The 22,240-nt window shown below is 71.3% G+C and carries 18 protein-coding genes; 11 read left to right on the plus strand and 7 right to left on the minus strand.

Annotated elements, in window-relative coordinates; translation table 11 throughout:
* Positions 1 to 333 precede the first annotated feature (333 nt).
* The gene (locus ACFVDP_RS30215; protein WP_383496477.1) at positions 334 to 2,205 is read left to right on the plus strand and encodes a discoidin domain-containing protein; all 1,872 of its coding nucleotides are present in this window, start codon (positions 334 to 336) and stop codon (positions 2,203 to 2,205) included.
* Between the two features lie 18 nt (positions 2,206 to 2,223).
* Here the strand turns inward: ACFVDP_RS30215 and ACFVDP_RS30220 are convergent, their stop codons facing one another.
* A complete protein-coding gene (locus tag ACFVDP_RS30220; RefSeq protein WP_383496480.1) occupies positions 2,224 to 2,769 on the minus strand; it encodes a DUF4232 domain-containing protein in 546 nt (181 codons plus the stop codon).
* 135 nt (positions 2,770 to 2,904) lie between these two features.
* Between ACFVDP_RS30220 and ACFVDP_RS30225 the strand changes: the two genes are divergently transcribed.
* Positions 2,905 to 3,573, plus strand: a complete 669-nt coding sequence (locus ACFVDP_RS30225; RefSeq protein ID WP_383496484.1) for a TetR/AcrR family transcriptional regulator — start codon at positions 2,905 to 2,907, stop codon at positions 3,571 to 3,573.
* Between the two features lie 161 nt (positions 3,574 to 3,734).
* Entirely contained in the window at positions 3,735 to 5,345 is a 1,611-nt protein-coding gene (locus ACFVDP_RS30230; protein WP_383496487.1) for an MDR family MFS transporter, read from the plus strand.
* Positions 5,346 to 5,400: 55 nt separating this feature from the next.
* Here ACFVDP_RS30230 and ACFVDP_RS30235 read toward each other — a convergent pair whose 3' ends face one another.
* Together ACFVDP_RS30235 and ACFVDP_RS30240 are read right to left on the minus strand one after the other, a co-directional pair.
* On the minus strand, positions 5,401 to 5,868 hold the full coding sequence (locus ACFVDP_RS30235; protein ID WP_383496490.1) for a pyridoxamine 5'-phosphate oxidase family protein: 468 nt from the start codon (positions 5,866 to 5,868) through the stop codon (positions 5,401 to 5,403).
* Positions 5,865 to 6,395, minus strand: coding sequence for a GNAT family N-acetyltransferase (locus ACFVDP_RS30240; protein ID WP_383496493.1), 531 nt, complete (start codon positions 6,393 to 6,395; stop codon positions 5,865 to 5,867). Before ACFVDP_RS30240 ends, ACFVDP_RS30235 begins: the two co-directional genes overlap by 4 nt.
* Positions 6,396 to 6,761: 366 nt before the next feature.
* Between ACFVDP_RS30240 and ACFVDP_RS30245 the strand changes: the two genes are divergently transcribed.
* The 4 genes from ACFVDP_RS30245 to ACFVDP_RS30260 all read left to right on the plus strand — a co-directional run bounded on the left by ACFVDP_RS30245 (position 6,762) and on the right by ACFVDP_RS30260 (position 13,332).
* Entirely contained in the window at positions 6,762 to 7,844 is a 1,083-nt protein-coding gene (locus ACFVDP_RS30245; RefSeq protein WP_383496496.1) for a DUF1996 domain-containing protein, read from the plus strand.
* A 91-nt stretch (positions 7,845 to 7,935) separates the two neighbouring features.
* Positions 7,936 to 9,687, plus strand: a complete 1,752-nt coding sequence (locus ACFVDP_RS30250) for a discoidin domain-containing protein (protein ID WP_383496499.1) — start codon at positions 7,936 to 7,938, stop codon at positions 9,685 to 9,687.
* Between the two features lie 67 nt (positions 9,688 to 9,754).
* A complete protein-coding gene (locus ACFVDP_RS30255) occupies positions 9,755 to 12,199 on the plus strand; it encodes a beta-glucosidase (RefSeq protein WP_383496502.1) in 2,445 nt (814 codons plus the stop codon).
* A 92-nt stretch (positions 12,200 to 12,291) separates the two neighbouring features.
* A complete protein-coding gene (locus ACFVDP_RS30260; protein WP_383496505.1) occupies positions 12,292 to 13,332 on the plus strand; it encodes a LacI family DNA-binding transcriptional regulator in 1,041 nt (346 codons plus the stop codon).
* 37 nt (positions 13,333 to 13,369) lie between these two features.
* Here ACFVDP_RS30260 and ACFVDP_RS30265 read toward each other — a convergent pair whose 3' ends face one another.
* Positions 13,370 to 14,662: an ROK family protein gene (locus ACFVDP_RS30265; protein WP_383496508.1), complete on the minus strand. Its 1,293-nt coding sequence runs from the start codon at positions 14,660 to 14,662 to the stop codon at positions 13,370 to 13,372.
* A 222-nt stretch (positions 14,663 to 14,884) separates the two neighbouring features.
* Between ACFVDP_RS30265 and ACFVDP_RS30270 the strand changes: the two genes are divergently transcribed.
* The 4 genes from ACFVDP_RS30270 to ACFVDP_RS30285 are packed head-to-tail and all read left to right on the plus strand — an operon-like array spanning position 14,885 to position 19,540.
* Positions 14,885 to 16,201 (plus strand): ABC transporter substrate-binding protein, encoded by a 1,317-nt coding sequence (locus ACFVDP_RS30270; protein WP_383496511.1) that lies wholly within the window; start codon positions 14,885 to 14,887, stop codon positions 16,199 to 16,201.
* A 14-nt stretch (positions 16,202 to 16,215) separates the two neighbouring features.
* The gene (locus ACFVDP_RS30275) at positions 16,216 to 17,229 is read left to right on the plus strand and encodes a carbohydrate ABC transporter permease (protein ID WP_383496514.1); all 1,014 of its coding nucleotides are present in this window, start codon (positions 16,216 to 16,218) and stop codon (positions 17,227 to 17,229) included.
* Positions 17,222 to 18,118, plus strand: a complete 897-nt coding sequence (locus tag ACFVDP_RS30280) for a carbohydrate ABC transporter permease (RefSeq protein ID WP_383496517.1) — start codon at positions 17,222 to 17,224, stop codon at positions 18,116 to 18,118. The genes ACFVDP_RS30275 and ACFVDP_RS30280 overlap by 8 nt, the downstream gene beginning before the upstream one ends.
* A 57-nt stretch (positions 18,119 to 18,175) precedes the next feature.
* Positions 18,176 to 19,540 (plus strand): GH1 family beta-glucosidase, encoded by a 1,365-nt coding sequence (locus ACFVDP_RS30285; RefSeq protein ID WP_383496520.1) that lies wholly within the window; start codon positions 18,176 to 18,178, stop codon positions 19,538 to 19,540.
* 103 nt (positions 19,541 to 19,643) lie between these two features.
* Here the strand turns inward: ACFVDP_RS30285 and ACFVDP_RS30290 are convergent, their stop codons facing one another.
* From ACFVDP_RS30290 to ACFVDP_RS30300, 3 genes are read right to left on the minus strand one after another with little or no spacing between them, the layout of a single operon-like run.
* Entirely contained in the window at positions 19,644 to 19,910 is a 267-nt protein-coding gene (locus tag ACFVDP_RS30290; protein WP_111664969.1) for a metal-sensitive transcriptional regulator, read from the minus strand.
* Positions 19,907 to 20,473, minus strand: coding sequence for a rhodanese-like domain-containing protein (locus ACFVDP_RS30295; RefSeq protein WP_383496523.1), 567 nt, complete (start codon positions 20,471 to 20,473; stop codon positions 19,907 to 19,909). Before ACFVDP_RS30295 ends, ACFVDP_RS30290 begins: the two co-directional genes overlap by 4 nt.
* Before the next feature lie 54 nt (positions 20,474 to 20,527).
* On the minus strand, positions 20,528 to 22,168 hold the full coding sequence (locus tag ACFVDP_RS30300; RefSeq protein WP_383496526.1) for an FAD-dependent oxidoreductase: 1,641 nt from the start codon (positions 22,166 to 22,168) through the stop codon (positions 20,528 to 20,530).
* Between the last annotated feature and the right edge of the window lie 72 nt (positions 22,169 to 22,240).

Here is a 22,240-nt window from a genome sequence, read left to right on the forward strand (position 1 = left end):
GCACAGCGGCTCTCCTGGTTCATGAAGTGAACGAGTGGGGGTGTGGGAGCGCTCTCCTGGCGACGCATGCTTCAGGTGTGTGAAGTCGACGTCAAGAGTTGCGACCGAACTTGACGTGAATCCCGAGGCGCACTCTCAACAAAGGCCGCACAAGGGGCAGTTGGTCTGCCGGTGACTTCAGGAAGTGTCAGGAAGGGGTTACCTCCCACTGATCCCCGCAGCCCCGTTGACACACGGGGTGACACCCCCATACGTTCCGCCCCGGAGCGCTCTCCTTCCGGCTCTGTGCACGCTCCGTGACACCTCACACCCGTGTACCCGTGAAGGAGAGACATGCGCCGCCCCCTTCTGCTCGCCTGCTCCGGCGCGGCACTCGCCGCCCTGGTCCTCGCACCGCAAGCGCTCGCCGCACCCCCCACGGCCGCCGCGGCGGCCGCCGACTGGACCACCGATCTGGCGGCCGCCGCGTACGCGGTGAACCCCGCGTCCGTCACCGCGTCCGGCAGCGAGAACGCCGGTACCGCCCCCGGCAAGGCGGTCGACGCCGATGCCAATTCCCGCTGGTCGAGCGACTTCTCGGACACCGCGTGGCTGCGCGTCGACCTCGGTTCGACCTTACGGATCGACCGCGTGACGCTCGACTGGGAGGCCGCCTTCGGCAAGCGCTACGTCCTCGAGGTGTCGAAGAACGGCACCGACTGGCAGCCCTTCTACACCGAGGACGCCGGCACCGGCGGCAGCGTCACCGCCCACACCTATCCGCAGGAGGTACGGGGCCGCTACGTCCGCCTGCGCGGCATCGAACGCGCCACCCCCTACGGCTACTCCCTGTACTCGTTCAAGGTCTACGGCGGCGCCCCGGCCCCCGCCTCCACCACCCGCACCAACCTCGCCCTGAACCACCCCGCCTACAGCAACTACTACCAACACGCCGGGAACTCACCGGCGTTCGTCACCGACGGCGGCTGGCCCGCCGACCTCAAGGCCGATCAGACTCGCTGGTCGAGCGACTGGAACGCGGACCGCTGGGTCTCCGTCGACCTGGGCGCGACCTCCACCATCAACAGCGTCGACCTCTACTGGGAGGCCGCGTACGCCGTCGACTACGAACTCCAGGTCTCCGACGACAACAGGACCTGGCGCACCGTGTACCGCCCGAGCGCCGCCGACGTCGCCGCCCGCCGCGCCGACATCAAGTCACCGGGCGACGCGACGGGCCGGCACGACACCGTGCAACTGCCCTCGCCGGCCACCGGCCGCTACGTCCGCATGCTCGGCAAGGAACGCCGGTCGTTCTACAATCCGGCGCCCGCCACCGCCCAGTTCGGCTACTCGCTCTACGAGTTCCAGGTCTGGGGCACCGGCGGCAGCGCCGACGCCGCTTACCCGGCCCTGCCCGGCGAGCAGTCGGGCACGTACCGCACGACGTTCTTCGACGACTTCACCGGGGCCGCCCTCGACCGCTCCAAGTGGCGTGTGGTCAGAACCGGTACGGAGATGGGCCCGGTCAACGGCGAGTCGCAGGCCTACGTCGACTCCACGGACAACATCCGCACGGAGAACGGGAATCTGGTCCTCGCCGCCAAGTACTGCAAGGGCTGCACGCAGGCGGGCGGCGGAACCTACGACTTCACCTCGGGCCGGATCGACACCCACACCAAGCTCGACTTCACCTACGGCAAGGTGAGCGCCCGGATGAAGCTGCCGGTGGGGGACGGGTTCTGGCCCGCGTTCTGGCTGCTGGGCAGCAATGTCGACGACCCGTCGGTGTCCTGGCCCGCGTCCGGCGAGACCGACATCATGGAGAACATCGGCTACGGAGACTGGACCAGCTCGGCGCTGCACGGCCCCGGCTACTCCGCCGACGGCAACATCGGCGCGCAAGCGCACTACCCGGGCGGCTCCACCGCCGACCAGTGGCACACGTACGCGGTCGAGTGGACGCCGACCGAGATGCGCTTCACCGTCGACGACCAGGTGGTCCAGCGCACGACCCGGAACAAGCTGGAATCCACGCGCGGGCAGTGGGTCTTCGACCGGAACCAGTACCTGATCCTCAACCTCGCCCTCGGCGGGGCCTACCCGGCCGGCTGGAACAAGGTCACCCAGCCGTACTGGGGCCTGCCGCAGTCGAGCGTCGACGCGATCGCGCGCGGCGGGGTCCAGGCGCAGGTCGACTGGGTGCGGGTCGAACGGAAGGGGTGAGGCGTGTTCCGGGCTGATTCAGGCCTGGAACCAGCCCGACGTCTGGTCCTGGACGACCTGCTCGGCCCGGGCCGCCGAGGCCTCCCACGGCGTCGTCACCGGCTCCCAGACGGGGAGCCCGGTGGGGGCGCCGAGCGTCATCGCCTGGAAGCCCCGGCCGCTCTGCTCCGGCGACGCGGCCACCCGCAGGGACGGCACGGTCGGCGGCTGCTCGGGCCGGTCGGCCGAGTCCGAGGATGCGGCGAGCGAACGGACGGCCGCGTGCGCGGAGGCGTGCGCGGCCAGCTCGTAGGAGCCCGCCTCGGTCGCCGGCCGCGGCTGGGCCGCGCCGTCCAGATCGCCGTACGTCACCGTCGGCGCGACGTCGACGGTGCAGGCCCGGCCCGAGTCGTTGCGCACGCTGACCTTGATGACGCCGTCACTGGTGTCCGACGGCTCGGCGCGCAGGGTCAGATCGTTCTCGGAGCACGCGGCGGGCGCGGAGGCGGACACGGCCGCCGGCGCGGTGAGGGCGGCAAGGGTGAGGGCCGCCGCGGCGGCTGCTGCGATGTGGCGAGCGCGCATCGTGGTTCCCCGCAAACTGGTTCATTAGCCGAAATGGGTACATTGCACGTTATACCGAATGGGTGACCTGGGACACCATGAGAGGCGCGGGGGTGCAGTGACCGCAAGTTTGCACGGTGTGCAAGAATCCCGGTCGTGACCATCTCCCACCAGCAGCAGGGCGCTCCCGCCGAGGGCCTCCGCGCGCGCAGGCGGCGCGAGACGCGCGCCGAGCTGCACGCGACCACGCTGCGTCTCGCCCGCGAACACGGCTTCGCGCGCGTCACCGTGGAGATGATCAGCAAGGAGGCGGGGGTCTCGCCCCGTACCTTCTTCAACTACTTCCCGAGCAAGGAAGCCGCGCTCTTCGCACTCCCCGGCGCCCTCCCGCCCGCCCTCGCCGACCGCTTCGCCGAGGGGGACGGGCAGGACACCGACGCCGTGCTGCGCGACCTCGGGGACGTCCTCGCCGACCATCTCCAGGAGGCCGCCCCGAGCCCCCGGGAGCTGGAGGACACCCTCCGCATCGCCGAGGGCGTGCCCTCGGTCCTGGCCACGTTCCTCGCCCAGTGCGAGGCCGTGGAGCGGGACCTCGCCGGCACCGTCGCACGCCGCACCGGCACCCCGGCCGACGGCGAGGACGCCGAACTGCTCGCCGGGATCGCCATGGCGACCATGCGCAGCGGACTCAAGCGGTGGTCGCAGGAGAGCGCCCACGCCCACGGGGCCGACGGCCCCGCCGCCTCGATCCGCGGCTCCTTCGCCACCCTGCGGGCCCTGCTCGCGGCAGGCACCGTGCGGCCAGGACCGGACGCGGTGAAGTAGCCGCCCCTCCGTGTGACCGACCTCCCCCGTCGCGGTCACCCACGCACCTCTCCCCGAAACCCGCGGCGACGCGGGACCCGCACGCGGCAACCGCTCTCCCCGATGCCGCGCGCTCCGACAGACCTGAACCACTCGCACCCACCTCATCGGAGAAGCACGCAATGACGCACGCCCCCGCATCCGAGGGCATGGACACCGGCCCCGAACCGGCGGCCGAGAACACGGTGAAGCCCGCCAACTTCGGGCTGATCTTCGCCGCGCTGATGCTGACCATGCTGCTCGGCGCGCTCGACCAGACCATCGTCTCGACGGCGCTGCCGACCATCGTCGGCGAACTCAACGGCATCGAGCACATGGCGTGGATCACCACCGCCTACATCCTCGCCGCCACCATCGGCATGCCGGTCTACGGCAAGCTCGGCGACCTCATGGGCCGCAAGAACATCTTCCTCGCGGGCATAGCCCTGTTCCTGGTCGGCTCGGTGGTCTGCGGACTCGCCCAGAACATGGGCACGCTGATCGCCGGCCGCGCCCTCCAGGGCCTCGGCGGCGGCGGTCTCATGATCACCTCGCAGGCGATCATCGCCGACCTGGTGCCGCCGCGTGAGCGCGCCAAGTACATGGCGCCCATGGGCGCCGTCTTCGGCCTGTCGTCCGTCGTCGGACCGCTGCTCGGCGGCTGGTTCACCGACGCGCACTCCTGGCGCTGGGCGTTCTGGGTCAACCTGCCGCTCGGCGTGCTCGCCCTCTTCGTCGCCGCTGTCGCGATCAAGCTGCCGCGCAAGGCGGTCGACGTCACGCTCGACTATCTCGGCACCGCCCTGATGGCCGCGGCCGTCACCTGCACCGTCCTGTTCGCGAGCTGGGGCGGCACGCAGTACGAGTGGAGCGACCCGCTGGTCATCGGGCTCGGCATCGGCGCGGTCGTCGCCTGGGTGCTGTTCTTCGTCGCCGAGCGGCGCGCGCAGGAACCGGTCATCCCGCTGCACCTGTTCCGCTCGCCGATCTTCAACGTCGCCACCCTGCTCGGCATGATCGTGATCGGCCTCGGCATGTTCGCGATCGTCGGCTACATGCCCACGTATCTGCAGATGGTCTACGGCAAGTCGGCGACCGAGTCCGGTCTGCTGCTGATCCCGATGGTCGTCGGCATCATGGCCACCGCCCTGCCGTCCGGCGCCATCATGTCCAAGACCGGCCGCTACAAGATCTATCCGATCGCCGGCACGGTCATCATCATGGTCGTCGCGTACCTGATGTCGACGCTGGACGTCTCCGACCCGGTCTGGGTCGTCTGCGTCTACGTCGGTCTCGCGGGTGCCGGTGTCGGTCTGATGATGCAAACGCTGGTCCTCGCCGTGCAGAACGCCTTCCCGGGCTCGGAGGTCGGCACCGCCACCTCCGCGAACAACTTCTTCCGGGAGATCGGCGCGACCCTCGGCGTCGCTGTCGTCGGCGCCGTGTTCGCCAGCCGCCTCACCGACAAGCTCTCCGCGAGCATTCCGCCCGAGGCCGCGGCCAAGATCGGCGACAGCGACTCGCTGACGCCGGCCCTGGTCAGGTCGCTCCCGACCGAGCTGCGCGACACCGTCGTCAACGCCTACCAGGAATCGCTCGTCCCGATCTTCCTGTACCTGGTGCCCGTCTTCGCGGTCGGTCTGGTGCTCGCCTTCGTCCTGAAGGAGAAGCCGCTGGCCGACAACGCGGACTGGCACGCGCAGAACGCCGGTCCCGAGGCCCCGGCCGACAAGGAGCCGCAGCCCGTCGGCTGACACGCCCCGGCCCGATGTGCCCCTCACCGCCCCCGCGGTGAGGGGCACACGTGCGTCAGTCCGCGATCAGCCAGGTCCCGTCGCGCATCAGGTCCCGCCCGGCGAGCTCGTTCACCTCGCGCCACGCCTGCACGCGCGAGGGGCGGATCCGGAAGTACACGTACGGCGCCGACAGTTCGCGCGGATCGAAGCCCGTCTTCGCGGCGAACGCGTCGCCGAGCGCGGGCGTCAGCTCGTCGTCACCGAGCACCTCCGCCTTGCCCTCGATGTGCACGACGTCCCGCGTCGGCCCGAGCCCGAGATGTACCCTCCCGGTCGCGACGAGATTGCGGGCCACCGGGTTCGACGCCCGGGTCGAGACGATCAGCGCGCCGTCGTGCCAGAGGAACGACAAGGGCATCATGTACGGGGTTCCGCTCGCCGGATCGGCCGTGGCCACCCAGACGTCGACGTCCCGCTCCAGGCGGGCCAGGGTGTCCTGTCTGCGCTGCTTCGCCGAACGGGCGGGCGCGGCCTCGGTCATGGAGTCTCCCTCAGGGACGATCGGCTCGCGGCGGGCGCCGCGTAGCAGCGTACGGTGACCAACAGGTCGGGCCCCCAGCGCTGTTGTCCCGTGCCGAGGAACTCCCAGCCGAGCCGCTCGTACAGGGCGATCGCGGCCGTGTCGGTGGTGACGACGTCGAGCACGGCGCGGGCGCCGTCGGCGTGCGCCGTGCGGGCGGCCCGCGCCAGCAGGAGGGCGCCGACGCGCAGGCCGCGGGCGGCGGGGTCGACGAAGAGCCGGCTGACGACGGACACGGCACGTTCCGCCGGAGCCGGACCCCGACGCCGGAGCAGGCCGGGCGCGACATCGTCCGGGGCGGGCCGGACCAGCGAGACATGCCCGACGATCCGCCCGGCCCGTTCGGCGACCCAGGCCCGGCCGTCGCCGTCCGGGCGGAGCCAGTCCGCGGGGTCGGCCGGCCAGTCGACGGGATAGCCGTCCGCGAGATGCACGGCACGCAGCACGGCGACACAGGCGGCGAGATCGCTCTCGTCACGCGCCCTCACCCGCGGTGTGTCCTTCGCGCCTTCGTTGTCCACCGTGTCATCAGATCACGCCCGACGGCAGTGATCCACTGATCTCGCCCGTTCACCCCGAGTGGCCGGAGAGCGCTCTCCCGATGCGGCGTCCGGCGCTGCAAAAAGTCTTCGCGGTGATTCACCGAGGGTGCGACACCCCTGACCTGGGAAGCGAACTCCGTTGCTGTGGTGCTGTCTTGACTCACCGTTTAACGAGATGTTCACCGAGTCTTGACGGGCTCGCGTCATGGCCGGAACACTGCGGGACGTGGGAGAGCGCTCTCCAACGCTTCTCCGACCTCATGAGGGTGAGTCCCTCATCCCCCCAACGACCCTGCATCGCAGGAGGCATCCATGGCCCGAAGAGCACGACCCCTCTCGGTGGCCCTGATATCCGGCGCGCTGCTCCTCACCTCCCTCGGGGTGGGCGCCGTCGCCGTCAGCGCGGACGCGGACGCCGTCGCGGCCACCGCCCCCGCCGCGCACACCGGCCACGTGATGGCGGCCTCGACCAAGGCGTCCGGCGACGACGCGGACGGCGACGGCTACATCCCGGCGAACCCGCCGGTCACCGGTGTCGAGCCGTCCGACAAGCAACCGCCGCACGCCTACTTCCACGAGTTCCAGGCCCACTGCACGGTCACCCACACCAGGCCCGACGACCCGATCGTCTACCCCGGCCAGCCGGGCAAGTCCCACGACCACACCTTCATGGGCAACACGACGACCGACGCGAACAGCACCACCGCCTCGCTCGACAGTGGCTCCACCACGTGCCTCGCCCCCGGCGACAAGTCCGGCTACTGGATGCCCACCATGTACAACGGGGACAAGGAAGTGCGCCCCGTCGGCGAGCAGACGATCTACTACAAGGCCGGGGTCACCGACTACACCAGCGTGCGGCCCTTCCCCAAGGGGCTGCGGTTCGTGGTCGGCAGCCCGATGCAGACGGCGCAGGAGTTCCGCGACCACCCCGGGTTCGTGGAGGGCTGGGAGTGCGGGACGAGCTACTTCAACGTGGACTTCCCCAAGGACTGCCCCACCACCCAGGACACCCAGGTCAACATCCGCTTCCAGGCGCCGAGTTGCTGGGACGGAAAGTATCTGGACACGCCGGACCACAAGAGCCACATGGCCTACCCGGTGGTGAAGCCCGGCACGAACGACAACGTCTGCCCGAGTGACCACCCGGTCGCGCTGCCCATGATCGAGTTCAAGATGGCCTTCCCGGTCAACGGGGACCTGTCGCAGCTCAGGCTGGCCAGCGGGCCCAGCTACTCCTTCCACTACGACTTCTTCAACGCCTGGGACGACCGGACGCTGAAGGCGATGGTCGACCACTGCGTCGTCGGTGGTCTGCAGTGCGACCCGCGCGGCTACGACCAGAACCAGCCGGAGAAGGGCGCCGTGCTCGACGCGAACTACGAACTTCCGTGATGCGAGGGGTGGTTGGCGACTTCCGGAGCCGGCCACCTCTGCCCCTCCCGCCCACCACTCCCACCCCTCACCCCCCCCACGGAGAATCGACATGCGCAGACCCCCTTCCACCGGACGGCGGCTCGCCGCCCCCGTCACCGCCGGCGTCCTCGCGGCCTGTGCCCTGGTGCTGCCCGCCCAGCATGCCAACGCCGCGGGCAGCGTCGTCAAGGTGACCGGCTCGCAGGGCCACTGGCAGCTGACCGTCGACGGATCCCCGTACCAGGTGAAGGGCCTCACCTGGGGCCCGGCCGTCGCGGACGCCGACAAGTACATGCCCGACGTGAGGTCCATGGGCGTCAACACGATCCGCACCTGGGGCACCGACGCCTCCAGCAAGCCGCTGTTCGACTCCGCGGCCGCCAACGGCATCAAGGTGATCGCCGGGTTCTGGCTGCAGCCCGGCGGCGGACCGGGCAGTGGCGGCTGTGTGAACTACCTGACCGACACCACGTACAAGAACGACATGCTCGCCGAGTTCCCCAAGTGGGTCGAGACCTACAAGGACAACCCCGGCGTCCTCATGTGGAACGTCGGCAACGAGTCGGTCCTCGGCCTCCAGAACTGCTACAGCGGTGACGAGCTGGAGAAGCAGCGCGACGCGTACACGACGTTCGTCAACGACGTCGCGAAGAAGATCCACGCCGTCGACCCGAACCACCCCGTCACCTCCACCGACGCCTGGGTCGGCGCCTGGCCCTACTACAAGAAGAACGCGCCCGACCTCGACCTGTACGCCGTCAACTCCTACAACGCGGTCTGCGACATCAAGTCCGCCTGGGAGCAGGGCGGTTACACCAAGCCGTACATCGTCACCGAGACGGGTCCGGCAGGGGAGTGGGAGGTGCCCGACGACGCCAACGGCGTGCCCGAGGAGCCCACCGACCAGGCCAAGGCCGACGGCTACAGCAAGGCCTGGCAGTGCATCACCGGACACGAGGGCGTCGCCCTGGGCGCCACGATGTTCCACTACGGCACCGAGTACGACTTCGGCGGCATCTGGTTCAACCTGCTGCCCGCCGGACAGAAGCGCCTCTCCTACTACGCGGTGAAGAAGGCGTACGGGGCGAGCACGTCCGGCGACAACACCCCGCCCGTCTTCTCCTCGATGACCGTCGAGGGGGACGCGTCCAAGGTGCCGGCGGGCGGCGACCTCACCCTCGCCACGCGGGCCACCGACCCCGACGGCGACCAGATCTCGTACGAGGTCCTCGCCAACAGCATGTACATCGACCAGGGCAAGGACCTGACACCGCTCAAGGCCACCGATCTGGGCTCCGGCCGCCTCAAGGTGACCGCGCCCGACAAGCCGGGCGTGTGGAAGATCTACGTCAAGGCCACCGACGGCAAGGGCAACGTCGGCGTCGAGACCCGCTCCGTGCGCGTCGTGCCGCCGCCCGTGAGCGGCACGAACATCGCGCAGGGCAGGACGGCGACCGCCTCCTCGCAGCAGACCACCGACTACGGCGACTGCCCGTGCCTGGCGTCCGCCGCCGTCGACGGCAAGAACGACACCCGCTGGGCGAGCGACTGGAGCGACCCCCAGTGGCTCCAGGTCGACCTCGGCTCCAGCCAGTCCTTCAAGCACGTCCAGCTCAACTGGGAGACCTCGTACGCGAAGGCCTACACGATCCAGACCTCCGACGACGGCCAGAACTGGCGGACCGTCCACGAGGTGACCGACGGCAACGGCGGCATCGACGACTTCGACGCCTCCGGAACCGGCCGCTACGTCCGCGTCAACGGCACCGCGCGCGGCACCGGATACGGCTACTCGCTCTACGAGTTCGGCGTCTACAACTGATCCACCGGGCCCCCGCCGACCGTACGGAGCGGCGGGGGCCCGGCACGTTTTTCGGGGAGGGGCCCGTATGGAGGACGACGAACTCAATCGTCTCGTCGACAAGTTGAACCTCGCGCAGAAGGTGGAACTGCTGACCGGCGCCACCACTTGGCGCACCGCCGCGCAACCCGCGGCCGGACTGCGCGAGATGGTGATGTCGGACGGGCCCGCGGGGGTGCGGGGCGAGGCCTGGGACGAACGCCGGACCTCCGCGCTGCTGCCCGCGGCGACCGCCCTCGCCGCGATGTGGGACGAGGACCTCGCCCAGCGGCTCGGCGCGCTCCTCGCGCAGGAGGCCCGGAGCAAGGGCGTGCACGTTGTCCTCGGCCCGACCCTCAACCTGCACCGCTCACCCCTCGGCGGCCGGCACTTCGAGTGCTTCTCCGAGGACCCGGAGCTCACCGGCCGCACCGGAGCCGCCCTGATCCGCGGCATCCAGTCCGGCGGCGTCGCCGCGACCGCCAAGCACTACGTCGCCAACGACTCGGAGACCGACCGGCTGACCGTCGACGTCCGCGTCCCGGAACGAGCCCTGCACGAGGTCTACCTGGCCCCCTTCGAAGCGGCTGTCGAGGCCGGCGTCTGGGCCGTCATGTCCGGCTACAACGCCGTCGGCGGCGCGACGATGACGGAGAGTCCGCTCCTCGCCGACCCGCTGAAGGAACGCTGGGGGTTCGACGGCGCCGTGGTGTCCGACTGGGCGGCGGTCCGCTCCACCGTCCCGTCGGCGCTCGCCGCCCAGGACCTCGCCATGCCCGGCCCGGAGAGCGCGTGGGGCGAGGCACTTCTGCGCGCCGTGAGGGCCGGGGAGGTGCCCGAGCCGGTGATCGACGACAAGGTCCGCCGCCTGCTCCGGCTCGCCGCACGCGTCGGAGCCCTCGGCGACCCGGAACCGGCACGCCCCGCGCGCCACCGGCCGCGGCAGACCCGCGCGCTGCTGCGCCGGGCCGTCGCCGCGAGCGCCGTGCTGCTCACCAACCACGACGTCCTGCCCTGGACCGTCGGCGCGGTGCAGACCGTCGCCGTGATCGGCGCCCACGCGGCGCGGCCCCGCCTCCAGGGCGGCGGCAGCGCGGGGGTCTTCCCCCGGCACACGGTCACCCCGCTGGACGGCATCCGCGCCGCGCTGCGCGGCACCGCCGAGGTCATCCACACCCCTGGCCCCGGCCTCGTCGAGCAGCCCTGGCCGCTCGACGCCGACCGGTGCGACGATCCGCGCACCGGCGAGCCCGGCCTGCGCCTGCGCGTCCTCGACCGTGCGGGACACGAGCTGTACGCCGAACACCGGCTCTCCGGGCGTCTGTTGGAGCCCGCGCTGGTGCCCGGCGCGCACACGGTGGAGCTGAGCGCGGTCCTGAGGCCGGCCGTCGGCGGTGAGTGGACCTTCGGCGTCGGCGGCTTCGGCCACCTCGAACTCGTCGTCGACGGTCGGCAGTTGGTGGCGGGGGAGTACCCGAGGACCACCGACGACCCGGCCGTCGTGCACGTCGGGCCGCCCTGCCGGCACGGGCGGATCGTCCTCCGTGCGGGCCGCCCGGTCGAAGTGGTGGCCCGGCGCACGCTGGAGCCCGATACCGGCCGCGCCACCCTGCTGACCGCCGCACCGCCGCCCCCGGACCCCGCGGCGGCGCTGGCTCGCGCCGTCGACGTGGCCCGCGCCGCGGACGTCGCCGTCGTCGTGGTCGGCACCACCGAGGGCAGCGAGTCCGAGGGCCACGACCGCCTCACGCTCGCCCTGCCCGGCGACCAGGACGCCCTCGTGGCAGCCGTCGCCGCAACCCAGCCCCGCACCGTGGCCGTCGTCAACTCCGGCGGACCGGTCGAACTGCCCTGGCGGGACGAGGTCGGGGCGCTGCTGCTCACCTGGTTCCCCGGACAGGAGGCGGGCGCCGGACTCGCGGACGTCCTGTTCGGGCGGGCCGAGCCGGGCGGACGGCTCCCCACCACCTGGGCCGACCGCCTCGCCGACGCCCCCGTCACCCGGACCCGCCCCGAGGACGGCGTCCTCGCGTACGGCGAGGGCCCGCACATCGGCCACCGGGCATGGCTGCGCGCGGGCCGGGAGCCCGCCTACTGGTTCGGCCACGGACTCGGCTACACCACCTGGAGCCACGACGAGATCGAGGCGCCCCCGCAGGCGGGCCCCGACGGCTTCACGGTCCGCGTCACCGTGCGCAACACCGGCGCCCGGACGGGCAGGGAGGTGGTCCAGGTCTATCTCTCCCGGCCGGACTCGGCGTTCGAGCGGCCGGTGCGATGGCTCGCCGGGTACGCCGCCGTGACGGCTCACCCGGGGACCAGCACCGATGTCCGCGTGCACGTGCCCGCGCGGGCGCTGCGGCACTGGTCGCCCGACGCCCACGACTGGCGCACCGAGCCGGGCACCTACCGCGTCCACGCGGGCCGCTCGGCGGGCGACCTGACACTGACGACCGAGATCGAGGTGATGCTCTGCCAGGAAGCCGGTGAATAGGCCGCTGCCGGCCCCTGCGCACCCCCGCCACCTGGTCACCGACTCCGGGAGAGCGCTCCCCGAGGCGCGTGGCCGGTGGATAAGGTGTGGCCATGAGCAGAAGCGTGCCGACCTTGGAGGACGTGGCGCGGGAGGCCGGCGTCTCCCGGGCCACGGTCTCCCGGGTCATCAACGGCGTACGGAACGTGGATCCGGGCATCCAGGACGTGGTCCGCCAAGCCGTCGAGCGGACGGGATACACCCCCAACCAGGCCGCGCGCTCGCTGGTCACCCGACGGGCGCAGACCATCGCGCTCGTGGTGTCCGGCGCCGGTGACGAAGGCGGCGGCGAGCAGGGCGACTTCACCTCGCGGGTGTTCGCCGACCCGTTCTTCGGGCGGGTGGTCACCGGTGTCGTCGGCTTCCTGCGGCCGCGCTCCATGCACCCGGTGCTCATGTTCGCCGACTCCGACGACGCGCGCCGCCAGGTCGTCGACTATCTGCGGCAGGGCAGCGCCGACGGTGCGCTGGTGGTCTCCACGCACGCCGAGGACACCCTCCCGGCGCAGCTCGCCGCCGAGCGGCTGCCCGCGGTGTGCTTCGCGCGGCCCGCGGTGCCCGCGCCGATCAGCTATGTCGACCTCGCCCACCGCGACGGCGGTCTGCTGGCCGCGCGGCACCTGCTCGCGCGCGGCTGCCGTCGGCCCGCCACGGTCTCCGGGCCGCTCGACCTCCCCGCGGGGCAGGAACGGCTCGCGGGCTTCCGGGACGGCATGGAGCGCGGCGGCGTGCCGTACGTGCCCATCGCCGAGGGCGGTTTCACCCTGGACAGCGGGGTCGCGGCGATGGAGCGGCTGCTCGCCGAACACCCCGACATCGACGCCGTGTTCGCGGCCAACGACCTGATGGCGCAGGGCGTCTGCCGGGTGCTGCGCGACCGGGGCAGACGGGTGCCGGACGACGTGGCCGTCGTCGGGTTCGACGACTCCAGCGCGGCGCTCGCCTGCCGGCCGCCCCTGACGACGGTCAGACAGCCGGTGGAGGCCATGGCCGCGGCCATGGCCGAACTCCTCCACGAGTTCGTCCTCGGGGAGCGTGCGGAGCCCACGTCGCGGATCTTCGACCCCGAGTTGGTGGTGCGCGAGTCGGCATGACGCCGTGCGGGCGTGCGGCGGTGCGGCCGGTGTGCGGTCAGTTCAGCGCGCGCCCCTGCAACGCCCCGTGCCAGGCCGGTGGTTCGGCCTCCCGCGGTGCCTCGGGCGGGCGGCCGCCGCGTGCGAAGAACGCCGCGAGCGGGAGCGTCGCCGCGCCCACGGTCACCGCGTCCGGGCCGAGCCGCCCGAGCTCCACGCCGACCCGGGAGGCGGGATAGGAGAGCGCGTACGTCGGCAGGTGGCGGCGCACTGAGGTCAGGAACCGCTCGCCCAGCTGGAGTCCGGCCCAGCCGCCGACCAGGATGCGGTCCGGCTGGAAGAGGTTGACCAGGTCGGACAGGCCCGCGCCGAGGTACTCGGCCGTCTCCTCGATGATGGCCAGGGCCGTCGGCTCCGGCTCCCGGCCCGGTTCGCGCGGGTGCGCGGCGTCCATCATCGCGGCCAGCGCCGTCTCCTCGTCCGCGCCGAGCGGCGGCCGCCCGCCCGCCTCCCGCCACCGGTCGAGCAGCGCCTCGGCGCCCGCGTACGCCTCCAGGCAGCCCAGGGCGCCGCACCGGCAGCGGCGCCCCCGTACCCGTACCGTCAGATGGCCCCACTCGACGGCCCGCGCCTGCGCCGCGTCGCCCGTCACCACGCAGGCGCCGACGCCGGATCCGAAGAGCACCACGACCGCGTTCTGCGTGCCACGGCCCGCGCCGAACCACATCTCCGCCTGGCCGAGCGTCCTGGCGCCGTTGTCGATGAAGTAGCCCACCGTGGGATCGAGTTGGCAGGCCCGGCGCAGGATCGACTCCAGCGGGACGGCGCTCCAGCCGACGGTCTGGCCGTGCACGACCGCGCCCTCGGGGGTGTGCGCGACGATGCCGGGCACGCCGATGCCGACGCCCAGGAGCGGGCCGGGGTGGGCGCGGCCGGCGTCGAGCACCTCGTGGATCCCCGACGCGATCAGCTCGGCGACCCCCTCGACGGGATGCCCCTTCAGGTCCAGCGGGCGCTCCGTGCGGGCCAGTTCGGTGAGCGACAGGTCGAGCAGCTCCACTCTGATCCGGGTCTCGCCCACGTCCACGCCGATCAGCCGTCCGCAGCCGGGCACGATGCGCAGCAGGGTGCGGGGCCTGCCGCCCTCGGACTCGACGCTGCCGGCCTCCTCGACCAGGCCGTCCGCGGCGAGTTCGGCTACCACGTTGCTGATGGAACCTGAACTCAGGCCGATCGCGGGGCCCAGCTCGTTCCGGCTCATCGGGCCGTCGAAATACAACTGTTGCAATAGGGCGGTCCGGTTCTCCCTTCGCAGGTCGTGCACTGTCCGTCCACCGCGCCGCCCGGCCATGGGTCTCCTTCAGGCTGTGTCTGACTCGAAGTTGTTAGCTCCGACCCCCTTGACGGTACCTTCTCGTGCGGTTTAACTCACGTCCTAAATTAAGTCGTGAGGGTCTTCAAGAGTTGAAGTGGGCGATCGGTTCGCCGATGTTGGCCGTGCCCCTTTTCACCCCGTGGTGAGACCTCTTGAGCCATCCCTCGTCGACTTCCTCCGGAAAGGGACACCTGGAGCATGAGCAGAATCCGAGCCACCGCCGTCGGTGCCGTCACCGCGTCGCTCGCCCTCGCCGCGACCGCCTGTGGCGGCGGCTCTTCCACGGGGGGCGGGTCGAACGACTCCCCGAAGACCCTCACGTACTGGGCGTCGAACCAGGGTGCGAGCATCCAGGTCGACAAGAAGGTGCTCCAGCCGGAGCTCGACAAGTTCGAGAAGCAGACCGGGATCAAGGTCAAGCTCGAAGTCGTGCCGTGGTCGGACCTGCTCAACCGGATCATGGCCGCGACCACGTCGGGCCAGGGCCCGGACGTGCTGAACATCGGCAACACCTGGAGCGCCTCGCTGCAGGCGACCGGCGCCCTGCTGCCCTGGGACGCCAAGCAGTTCGACAAGATCGGCGGCAAGGACCGGTTCGTCGCGTCCGCGCTCGGCTCGGCCGGCCCCGAGGGCAAGGACCCGGCGGCGGTGCCGCTGTACTCGATGTCGTACGCGCTCTACTACAACAAGAAGATGTTCAAGGACGCCGGGATATCGAAGCCCCCGACGACCTGGGACGAGGTCGTCGCCGACGGCAAGAAGATCTCCAAGAACGGCAAGTGGGGTCTGGGCGCCGAGGGCTCGAACCTGTCCAACAACATCCACCAGATCTTCGTGATGGCGAAGCAGCGCGGCACCGACTGGTTCACCGCCGACGGCAAGCCGGACTTCACCTCCGACGGCGCCGTCGCGGCCGTGAAGCAGTACGTCGACCTGATGGCCAAGGACAAGATCATCGCGCCCGGCAACGCCGAGTACGCGCAGAACCAGTCCCTGAGCGACTTCTCCAAGGGCAAGACGGCCATGGTCCTGTGGCAGGCCGCCGCGTCCACCTTCAAGTCGCAGGGCATGTCCGAGGACGACTACGGCGTGGTCCCCGCGCCCGTCCCGTCCGGCACCCCCGGCACCGGCAACCAGGTCAACTCGATGGTCGCCGGCATCAACATCGCCGTCTTCAAGAACACCAAGAACGTCGAAGGCGCCTCGAAGTTCGTGAAGTTCATGACCAGCGACGCGGAGTCGAAGCTCCTCAACAAGACCTACGGCTCCATCCCGCCGGTCAAGGCCGCGCAGGAGGACCCGGCGTTCGAGACCTCCACCACCGGCGTGCTCAAGGACACCCTGGCCAAGAGCGCGGCGCCGCTGCCGCAGGTCGCCGAGGAGTCCCAGTTCGAGACGGCGGTCGGTACGGCCGTCAAGGAGCTGTTCGCCGACGCCGCCAACGGCAAGGCGGTCACCACGGAGTCCGTGAAGGCGGCGCTGACCAAGGCGCAGCAGTCGATGCCGAACAAGTGAGCACGGAGAGCCCGATGACTGTGTCCACGACCGCCCCTTCCCCCGCACCGGCGGGGGAGGGGCGGGCCGTCGGCAAGAACTCCCCCGGGGCGGCGCGCGGCAAGAACCGCCGCCCCGGGCGGATCCGCCGGATCGGCCTGCCCTACCTGCTCCTCCTGCCCGCCCTCGTGCTCGAACTCCTCGTGCACCTGATCCCCATGGTCATGGGCGTCGTGATGAGCTTCAAGGAGCTCACCCAGTTCTACATACGCGACTGGAACTCGGCTCCCTGGACCGGCTTCGACAACTTCAAGGTCGCCGTCGACTTCGACGCCCCGGTCGGCCAGGCGCTGCTCCACTCGTTCTTCGTCACCTGCCTGTTCACCGTCCTGTCGGTCGGCCTGTGCTGGGCCATCGGCACGGCCGCGGCGGTCTTCATGCAGGAGACGTTCAAGGGCCGCGGCATCCTGCGCGCCCTGTTCCTGATCCCGTACGCGCTGCCCGTCTACGCCGCCGTGATCACCTGGGTCTTCATGTTCCAGCACGACAACGGCCTGATCAACCACGTCCTGCACGACCAGCTCGGCGTCACCGACAAGCCGTCCTTCTGGCTGATCGGCGACAACAGCTTCTACGCCCTGCTCACCGTGTCGGTGTGGAAGGGCTGGCCGTTCGCCTTCCTCATCGTGATGGCCGGCCTGCAGAACATCCCCAAGGAGATGTACGAGGCGGCCTCGCTCGACGGCGCCGGACTGTGGCAGCAACTGCGCCGCATCACGCTGCCCTCGCTGCGCCCGGTCAACCAGGTGCTCGTACTCGTGCTGTTCCTGTGGACGTTCAACGACTTCAACACGCCCTACGTGATGTTCGGCAAGGCGGCGCCCGAGGCGGCGGACATCATCTCGGTGCACATCTACCAGTCCTCGTTCGTCACCTGGAACTTCGGTACCGGATCCGCCATGTCCGTCCTGCTCCTGCTGTTCCTGCTCGTCGTGACGGGCATCTACCTGGCCCTCACCTCGCGCGGAAGGAAGACTTCCGATGTCTGACACCTCCGTGGCCAAGACCGTGGACACAACGGTGCGTCACCGCTCGCCGATGGCGTCGCCGCAGTCCTTCCTGTGGTCCCGCCGGATCTTTCTGACGCTGCTCGCCGGCTTCGTGCTGCTGCCCGTGTTCGTCATGGTCTCCAGCTCGCTCAAGCCGCTCCAGGACGTGCAGGGCGAGTTCCGCTGGATCCCCAGCGGGCTCACGATCCGCCCCTACATCGACATCTGGTCGACGGTCCCGCTCGCCAAGTACTTCGTGAACTCGCTGATCGTGGCGGGCGCGGCGACGGTCTGCTCGGTGATCGTCGCGGTGTTCGCCGCGTACGCGGTCAGCCGCTACCGCTTCAAGGGCAAGCGCGTCTTCACGGTCACCGTCCTGTCGACGCAGATGTTCCCCGGCATCCTCTTCCTGCTGCCGCTGTTCCTCATCTACGTCAACATCGGCAACACCACCGGGATCGCCCTGTTCGGCTCGCGCGGCGGACTGATCCTCACGTACATGACGTTCACGCTGCCGTTCGCGATCTGGATGCTCATCGGGTACTTCGAGTCGGTGCCGCGCGACCTGGACGAGGCCGCTCTCGTCGACGGCTGCGGACCGATCGGCGCGCTGTTCCGGATCATCGTGCCGGCCGCGATCCCCGGCATCGTCGCGGTCGCCGTCTACGCGTTCATGACCGCGTGGGGCGAAGTGCTGTTCGCCTCGGTGATGACCAACGAGGACACCCGCACCCTGTCGGTGGGGCTCGGCGCCTACGCCAACCTCAACGACGTGTACTGGAACCAGATCATGGCCGCGTCGCTCGTCGTCAGCGTGCCCGTCGTCGCCGGCTTCCTGCTGCTGCAGCGCTACCTCGTCACCGGCCTCACCGCCGGTGCGGTCAAGTGACGACCCACTGCCGACGCACCCCCTCTTACTGCAGAACGTATTTGTGAAAGGAACCTTGTGTCCGAGCCCCTAGACCTCGCCGCCTTCCCGAACGACTTCCTGTGGGGCACGGCCACCGCCGCGTACCAGATCGAAGGGGCGGTCGCGGAGGACGGCCGCGCGCCCTCGATCTGGGACACGTTCTCGCACACGCCCGGCAAGGTCGCAGGCGGCGACACCGGTGACGTGGCCTGCGACCACTACCACCGGTGGCGCGAGGACTTCGACCTGCTCAAGCGCCTGGGCGCCAACGCGTACCGGTTCTCCGTCGCCTGGCCGCGCATCGTCCCCGGCGGCGACGGCCCGGTGAACGCCAAGGGCCTCGACTTCTACGACCGGCTGACCGACGCGCTGCTCGCGGACGGCATCACGCCGATGGTCACCCTCTACCACTGGGACCTGCCCCAGGCGCTGCAGGACCGCGGCGGCTGGCCGGCCCGGGAGACCGCCCTCGCGTTCGGTGAGTACGCGTCCGTGGTCGCGGAGCGGCTCGGTGACCGCGTGAAGCACTGGACGCCGCTCAACGAGCCGCTGTGCTCGGCGTGGATCGGCCACCTGGAGGGCAAGATGGCGCCCGGCATCGCCGACCTGAGCGCCGCCGTCCCCGCCTCCTACCACCTGCTGCTCGGCCACGGCCTGGCCACGCAGGCGATCCGCGCGGCCGTCCCCGACGCCGAGGTGGGCATCGTCCTCAACCTCGCCCAGGTGGAGCCCGCCACCGACCGGCCCGAGGACATCGCCGCGGCCCGCCGCATGGACGGCCACTCCAACCGCTGGTGGCTCGACCCGGTGCACGGCCGCGGCTTCCCCGAGGACATGAAGGAGGTCTACGGGGTCGAACTCCCGGAGCGGCCCGGCGACCTGGAGACGATCGCCGCGCCGCTGGACTGGCTGGGCCTCAACTACTACTTCCCGTCCGCGATCGCCGACCACCCGGCGGGCCCGGCGCCGTACGCCGACTCCGTGCGCCGCCTCGGCGTGCCGCGCACCGGCATGGACTGGGAGGTCGACGCGAACGGCATCGAGACCCTGCTGCTCCGACTGACCAGCGAGTACGGCGCACGCAAGCTGTACATCACCGAGAACGGCTCCGCGTACCCGGACGTGGTCCGCCCCGACGGGACGGTCGACGACCCCGAGCGCGAGCAGTACCTCGTCGACCACCTCGCGGCCTGCGCCCGCGCCGTGCGCAAGGGCGCACCGCTCGCCGGTTACTTCGCCTGGTCGCTCCTCGACAACTTCGAGTGGGCCTACGGCTACGACAAGCGGTTCGGCCTCGTGCACGTCGACTATCAGACACAGGTGCGCACCATCAAGGGCAGCGGCCACCGCTACGCGGACATCGTGCGCAGGCACGGGTCGCGCGTGCGGCGCGCCGCCTAGTACGCCGTCTCGGTGGGGCCGACCGGAAGCGGCCCCACCGAGACGGTCTCGCCTGTACGGGGGGCAGGCGAGAGACACGGCGGTCAGGCGAGAGACCCAGAGGTCAGGCCAGGGAGAGGAACAGTTTCTCCAGCTCTTCCTCGGTCAGCGGGGGCTGTTCGCCCTCCGCCGCGTTCATGCAGTCCCGCATGCCCGACGCGATGATCTTGAAGCCGGCCCGGTCGAGGGCCCGGGACACGGCGGCCAGCTGGGTCACGACGTCCTTGCAGTCGCGGCCCGCCTCGATCATCGCGATCACACCGGCGAGCTGGCCCTGGGCGCGGCGCAGTCGCTTGAGGACGGCGTCCGTGGCCGCCGGGGTCACGCTCATGCGCGCAGCGCGGCGCGGGCCGCGTCGAGGGCGCCGGGCGCCGGGCGGTTGAAGGGCAGCTTGCCGAGCATGGCCGCCATGGCGCAGGAGTTGGTCACGGCCGAGTAGACGAGGCCGGCCGCGACACCGGCGGCCAGCAGCCGGCCCTTCGGCGCGCGGCGGCCGAGCGCGATCCCGGCCAGGACCAGGGACCCGGCGGTGAACCGGACCTGACGGTCCATCGCCCACACCGCGCGGCCCTCGTGGGCCGCCGTGTCGACGGGCAGTCCCTCGGCGGTCCAGGCCTGCGTGCCGCCGTCGAGACCGACCGCGTCCACGCCCGCGTCGGCGAGCTTGGCGCAGGCGGCGGCGGAGCGCTGACCGGCGGCGCAGACCACGACGATGCGACGCCGCTCGGCGGCACTGCGCAGGTCGGGCAGGAGCGTGTCGAGGTGGTCGGCCGGTACGTTCACCGCGCCGGGCACGTGGCCGGACGCGAACTCGCCGGGCGCCCGCACGTCGATGACGAGGGTGCCGTCGGCGGGGCGGGCGCGCAGCTCCGCCGGAGCGAGAGTGGTGCTCATGGTTCTCCCTGGTGTGTGGGGGGACTGTTGCGGGTCGGTGGGTACGGGCGTGGGTCAGGCGGCCTGCCCCGCGGACCAGGTGGCGTATCCGCCGTCGAGGTTGGCGGCGTCGCGGCCGAGTCCGGCGAGCAGGCGCAGCGCGGTGTGGCCGCGCAGGCCGACCTGACAGTGCACGAGGAGATCGCCGTCGGGCAGCTCGGCGGACCGCTCGCGCAGCTCGTCGAGCGGAATGTTCACGGCGCCGGGGATGGCGCCCCGGGCGTGCTCGGCCGCCGTCCGGACGTCGACGAGCGAGGCGCCCGCGGCCCGCGCCGCGTCCAGTTCGTGCCATTGGACGGTGCGGTCGGTACGGGTCACCAGGTTCTCGGCGATCATCCCCGCCATGTTGACCGGGTCCTTCGCCGAGCCGTACGGCGGGGCGTACGCCAGCTCCAGATCGGCCAGTTCGGGCGCGGTCAGCCCGCCCGCGATGGCGGTGGCGAGCACGTCGACCCGCTTGTCGACCCCGTCGGCGCCGACCGCCTGCGCGCCGAGGATGCTCAGGTCGTCGGGGTCGAACAGGACCTTCAGCGCGATGGGGGAGGCGCCGGGGTAGTAGCCCGCGTGCGAGCCGGGGTGGAGGTGCAGCGCCTGGTAGCGGCGGCCCGCCGCGCGCAGCCGCTTCTCGTTCCAGCCGGTGGCCGCCGCGGTCAGGCCGAAGACCTGGACGACGGCGGTGCCGGTGGCGGGGCGGGCCGACACCGGGCGTCCGGCGATCGCGTCGGCGACGAGCCTGCCGTGCCGGTTGGCCAGGTTCGCCAGCGGCACGAGGGTGCTCTCGCCGCTCAGCGCGTCGCGCTTCTCCGCCGCGTCGCCCACCGCGTACACGGCCTCGTCGCTGGTGCGGCCGCGCTCGTCGACGGCGATGCCGCCGCGCGGGCCGATCGCGATGCCGGCCGCGCGGGCCAGCGCGACGTCGGGGCGGACCCCGATCGCCATGAGGACGAGGTCGGCGGGGACGGTCCGGCCGTCGTCCAGGACGACGTCGTGGTCCCGGATCTCCTTCAGCTGCGTACCGAGGGCCAGGTCGACACCGCCGGCCCGCAGCTCGGCGGCGAGCGGCGCGGCCATCTCCGCGTCCAGCGGCGGCAGCACCTGCCCGGCCAGCTCCACGAGCGTCACGTCGAGACCGCGCCGGCGCAGATTCTCCGCGGCCTCCACGCCGATGAACCCGGCGCCGACGACCACGGCCGAGCGTGCGCCCGCCGCCAGCTCGCCCGCGATCCGGTCGGTGTCCGAGACGTCCCGCAGAGTGAACGCCCGCTCCGCACCCGGCAGGTCCGGCACGAAGGGCCGGGCGCCCGGGCTGAGCACCAGCCGGTCGTACGACTCCGTGTACTCGGAGCCGCTCGCGAGATCGCGCACCGTCACGGTCCGGGCGGTCGCGTCCACGGCGACGGCCTCGCTGCGCACCCGCACATCGATCCGGAACCGGGCGCGCAGCGCCTCGGGGGTCTGCACGAGCAGAGCGTCGCGCTCCTCGATGACGCCGCCCAGGAAGTACGGCAGCCCGCAGTTCGCATAGCTGACATGGGCGCCGCGCTCCAGCACGACGATCTCCGCCTGCTCGTCGAGGCGGCGCAGACGCGTCGCCGCGGACATGCCGCCCGCCACGCCCCCGACGATCACGACCTTCACAACAACCTCCGATGTCACGTACGACTCTATACCCCCGAGGGTATCAGCTATACCTAGGGGGGTATCGGGGCGGTCGGGGTGAGGGTGATC

Origin of the sequence: Streptomyces sp. NPDC057694 (genome assembly GCF_042799415.1) — a bacterium.
GTDB lineage: Bacteria > Actinomycetota > Actinomycetes > Streptomycetales > Streptomycetaceae > Streptomyces.

What these genes read in the sequence shown, in the direction of transcription:
- ACFVDP_RS30230 (WP_383496487.1), top strand. Translation starts at nt 3,735, where the DNA reads ATGACGCACGCCCCCGCATCCGAGGGCATGGACACCGGCCCCGAACCG.
- ACFVDP_RS30245 (WP_383496496.1), top strand. Translation starts at nt 6,762, where the DNA reads ATGGCCCGAAGAGCACGACCCCTCTCGGTGGCCCTGATATCCGGCGCG.
- ACFVDP_RS30250 (WP_383496499.1), top strand. Translation starts at nt 7,936, where the DNA reads ATGCGCAGACCCCCTTCCACCGGACGGCGGCTCGCCGCCCCCGTCACC.
- ACFVDP_RS30255 (WP_383496502.1), top strand. Translation starts at nt 9,755, where the DNA reads ATGGAGGACGACGAACTCAATCGTCTCGTCGACAAGTTGAACCTCGCG.
- ACFVDP_RS30295 (WP_383496523.1), bottom strand. Translation starts at nt 20,473, where the DNA reads ATGAGCACCACTCTCGCTCCGGCGGAGCTGCGCGCCCGCCCCGCCGAC.
- ACFVDP_RS30215 (WP_383496477.1), top strand. Translation starts at nt 334, where the DNA reads ATGCGCCGCCCCCTTCTGCTCGCCTGCTCCGGCGCGGCACTCGCCGCC.
- ACFVDP_RS30290 (WP_111664969.1), bottom strand. Translation starts at nt 19,910, where the DNA reads ATGAGCGTGACCCCGGCGGCCACGGACGCCGTCCTCAAGCGACTGCGC.
- ACFVDP_RS30220 (WP_383496480.1), bottom strand. Translation starts at nt 2,769, where the DNA reads ATGCGCGCTCGCCACATCGCAGCAGCCGCCGCGGCGGCCCTCACCCTT.
- ACFVDP_RS30265 (WP_383496508.1), bottom strand. Translation starts at nt 14,662, where the DNA reads ATGGCCGGGCGGCGCGGTGGACGGACAGTGCACGACCTGCGAAGGGAG.
- ACFVDP_RS30270 (WP_383496511.1), top strand. Translation starts at nt 14,885, where the DNA reads ATGAGCAGAATCCGAGCCACCGCCGTCGGTGCCGTCACCGCGTCGCTC.
- ACFVDP_RS30260 (WP_383496505.1), top strand. Translation starts at nt 12,292, where the DNA reads ATGAGCAGAAGCGTGCCGACCTTGGAGGACGTGGCGCGGGAGGCCGGC.
- ACFVDP_RS30235 (WP_383496490.1), bottom strand. Translation starts at nt 5,868, where the DNA reads ATGACCGAGGCCGCGCCCGCCCGTTCGGCGAAGCAGCGCAGACAGGAC.
- ACFVDP_RS30275 (WP_383496514.1), top strand. Translation starts at nt 16,216, where the DNA reads ATGACTGTGTCCACGACCGCCCCTTCCCCCGCACCGGCGGGGGAGGGG.
- ACFVDP_RS30280 (WP_383496517.1), top strand. Translation starts at nt 17,222, where the DNA reads ATGTCTGACACCTCCGTGGCCAAGACCGTGGACACAACGGTGCGTCAC.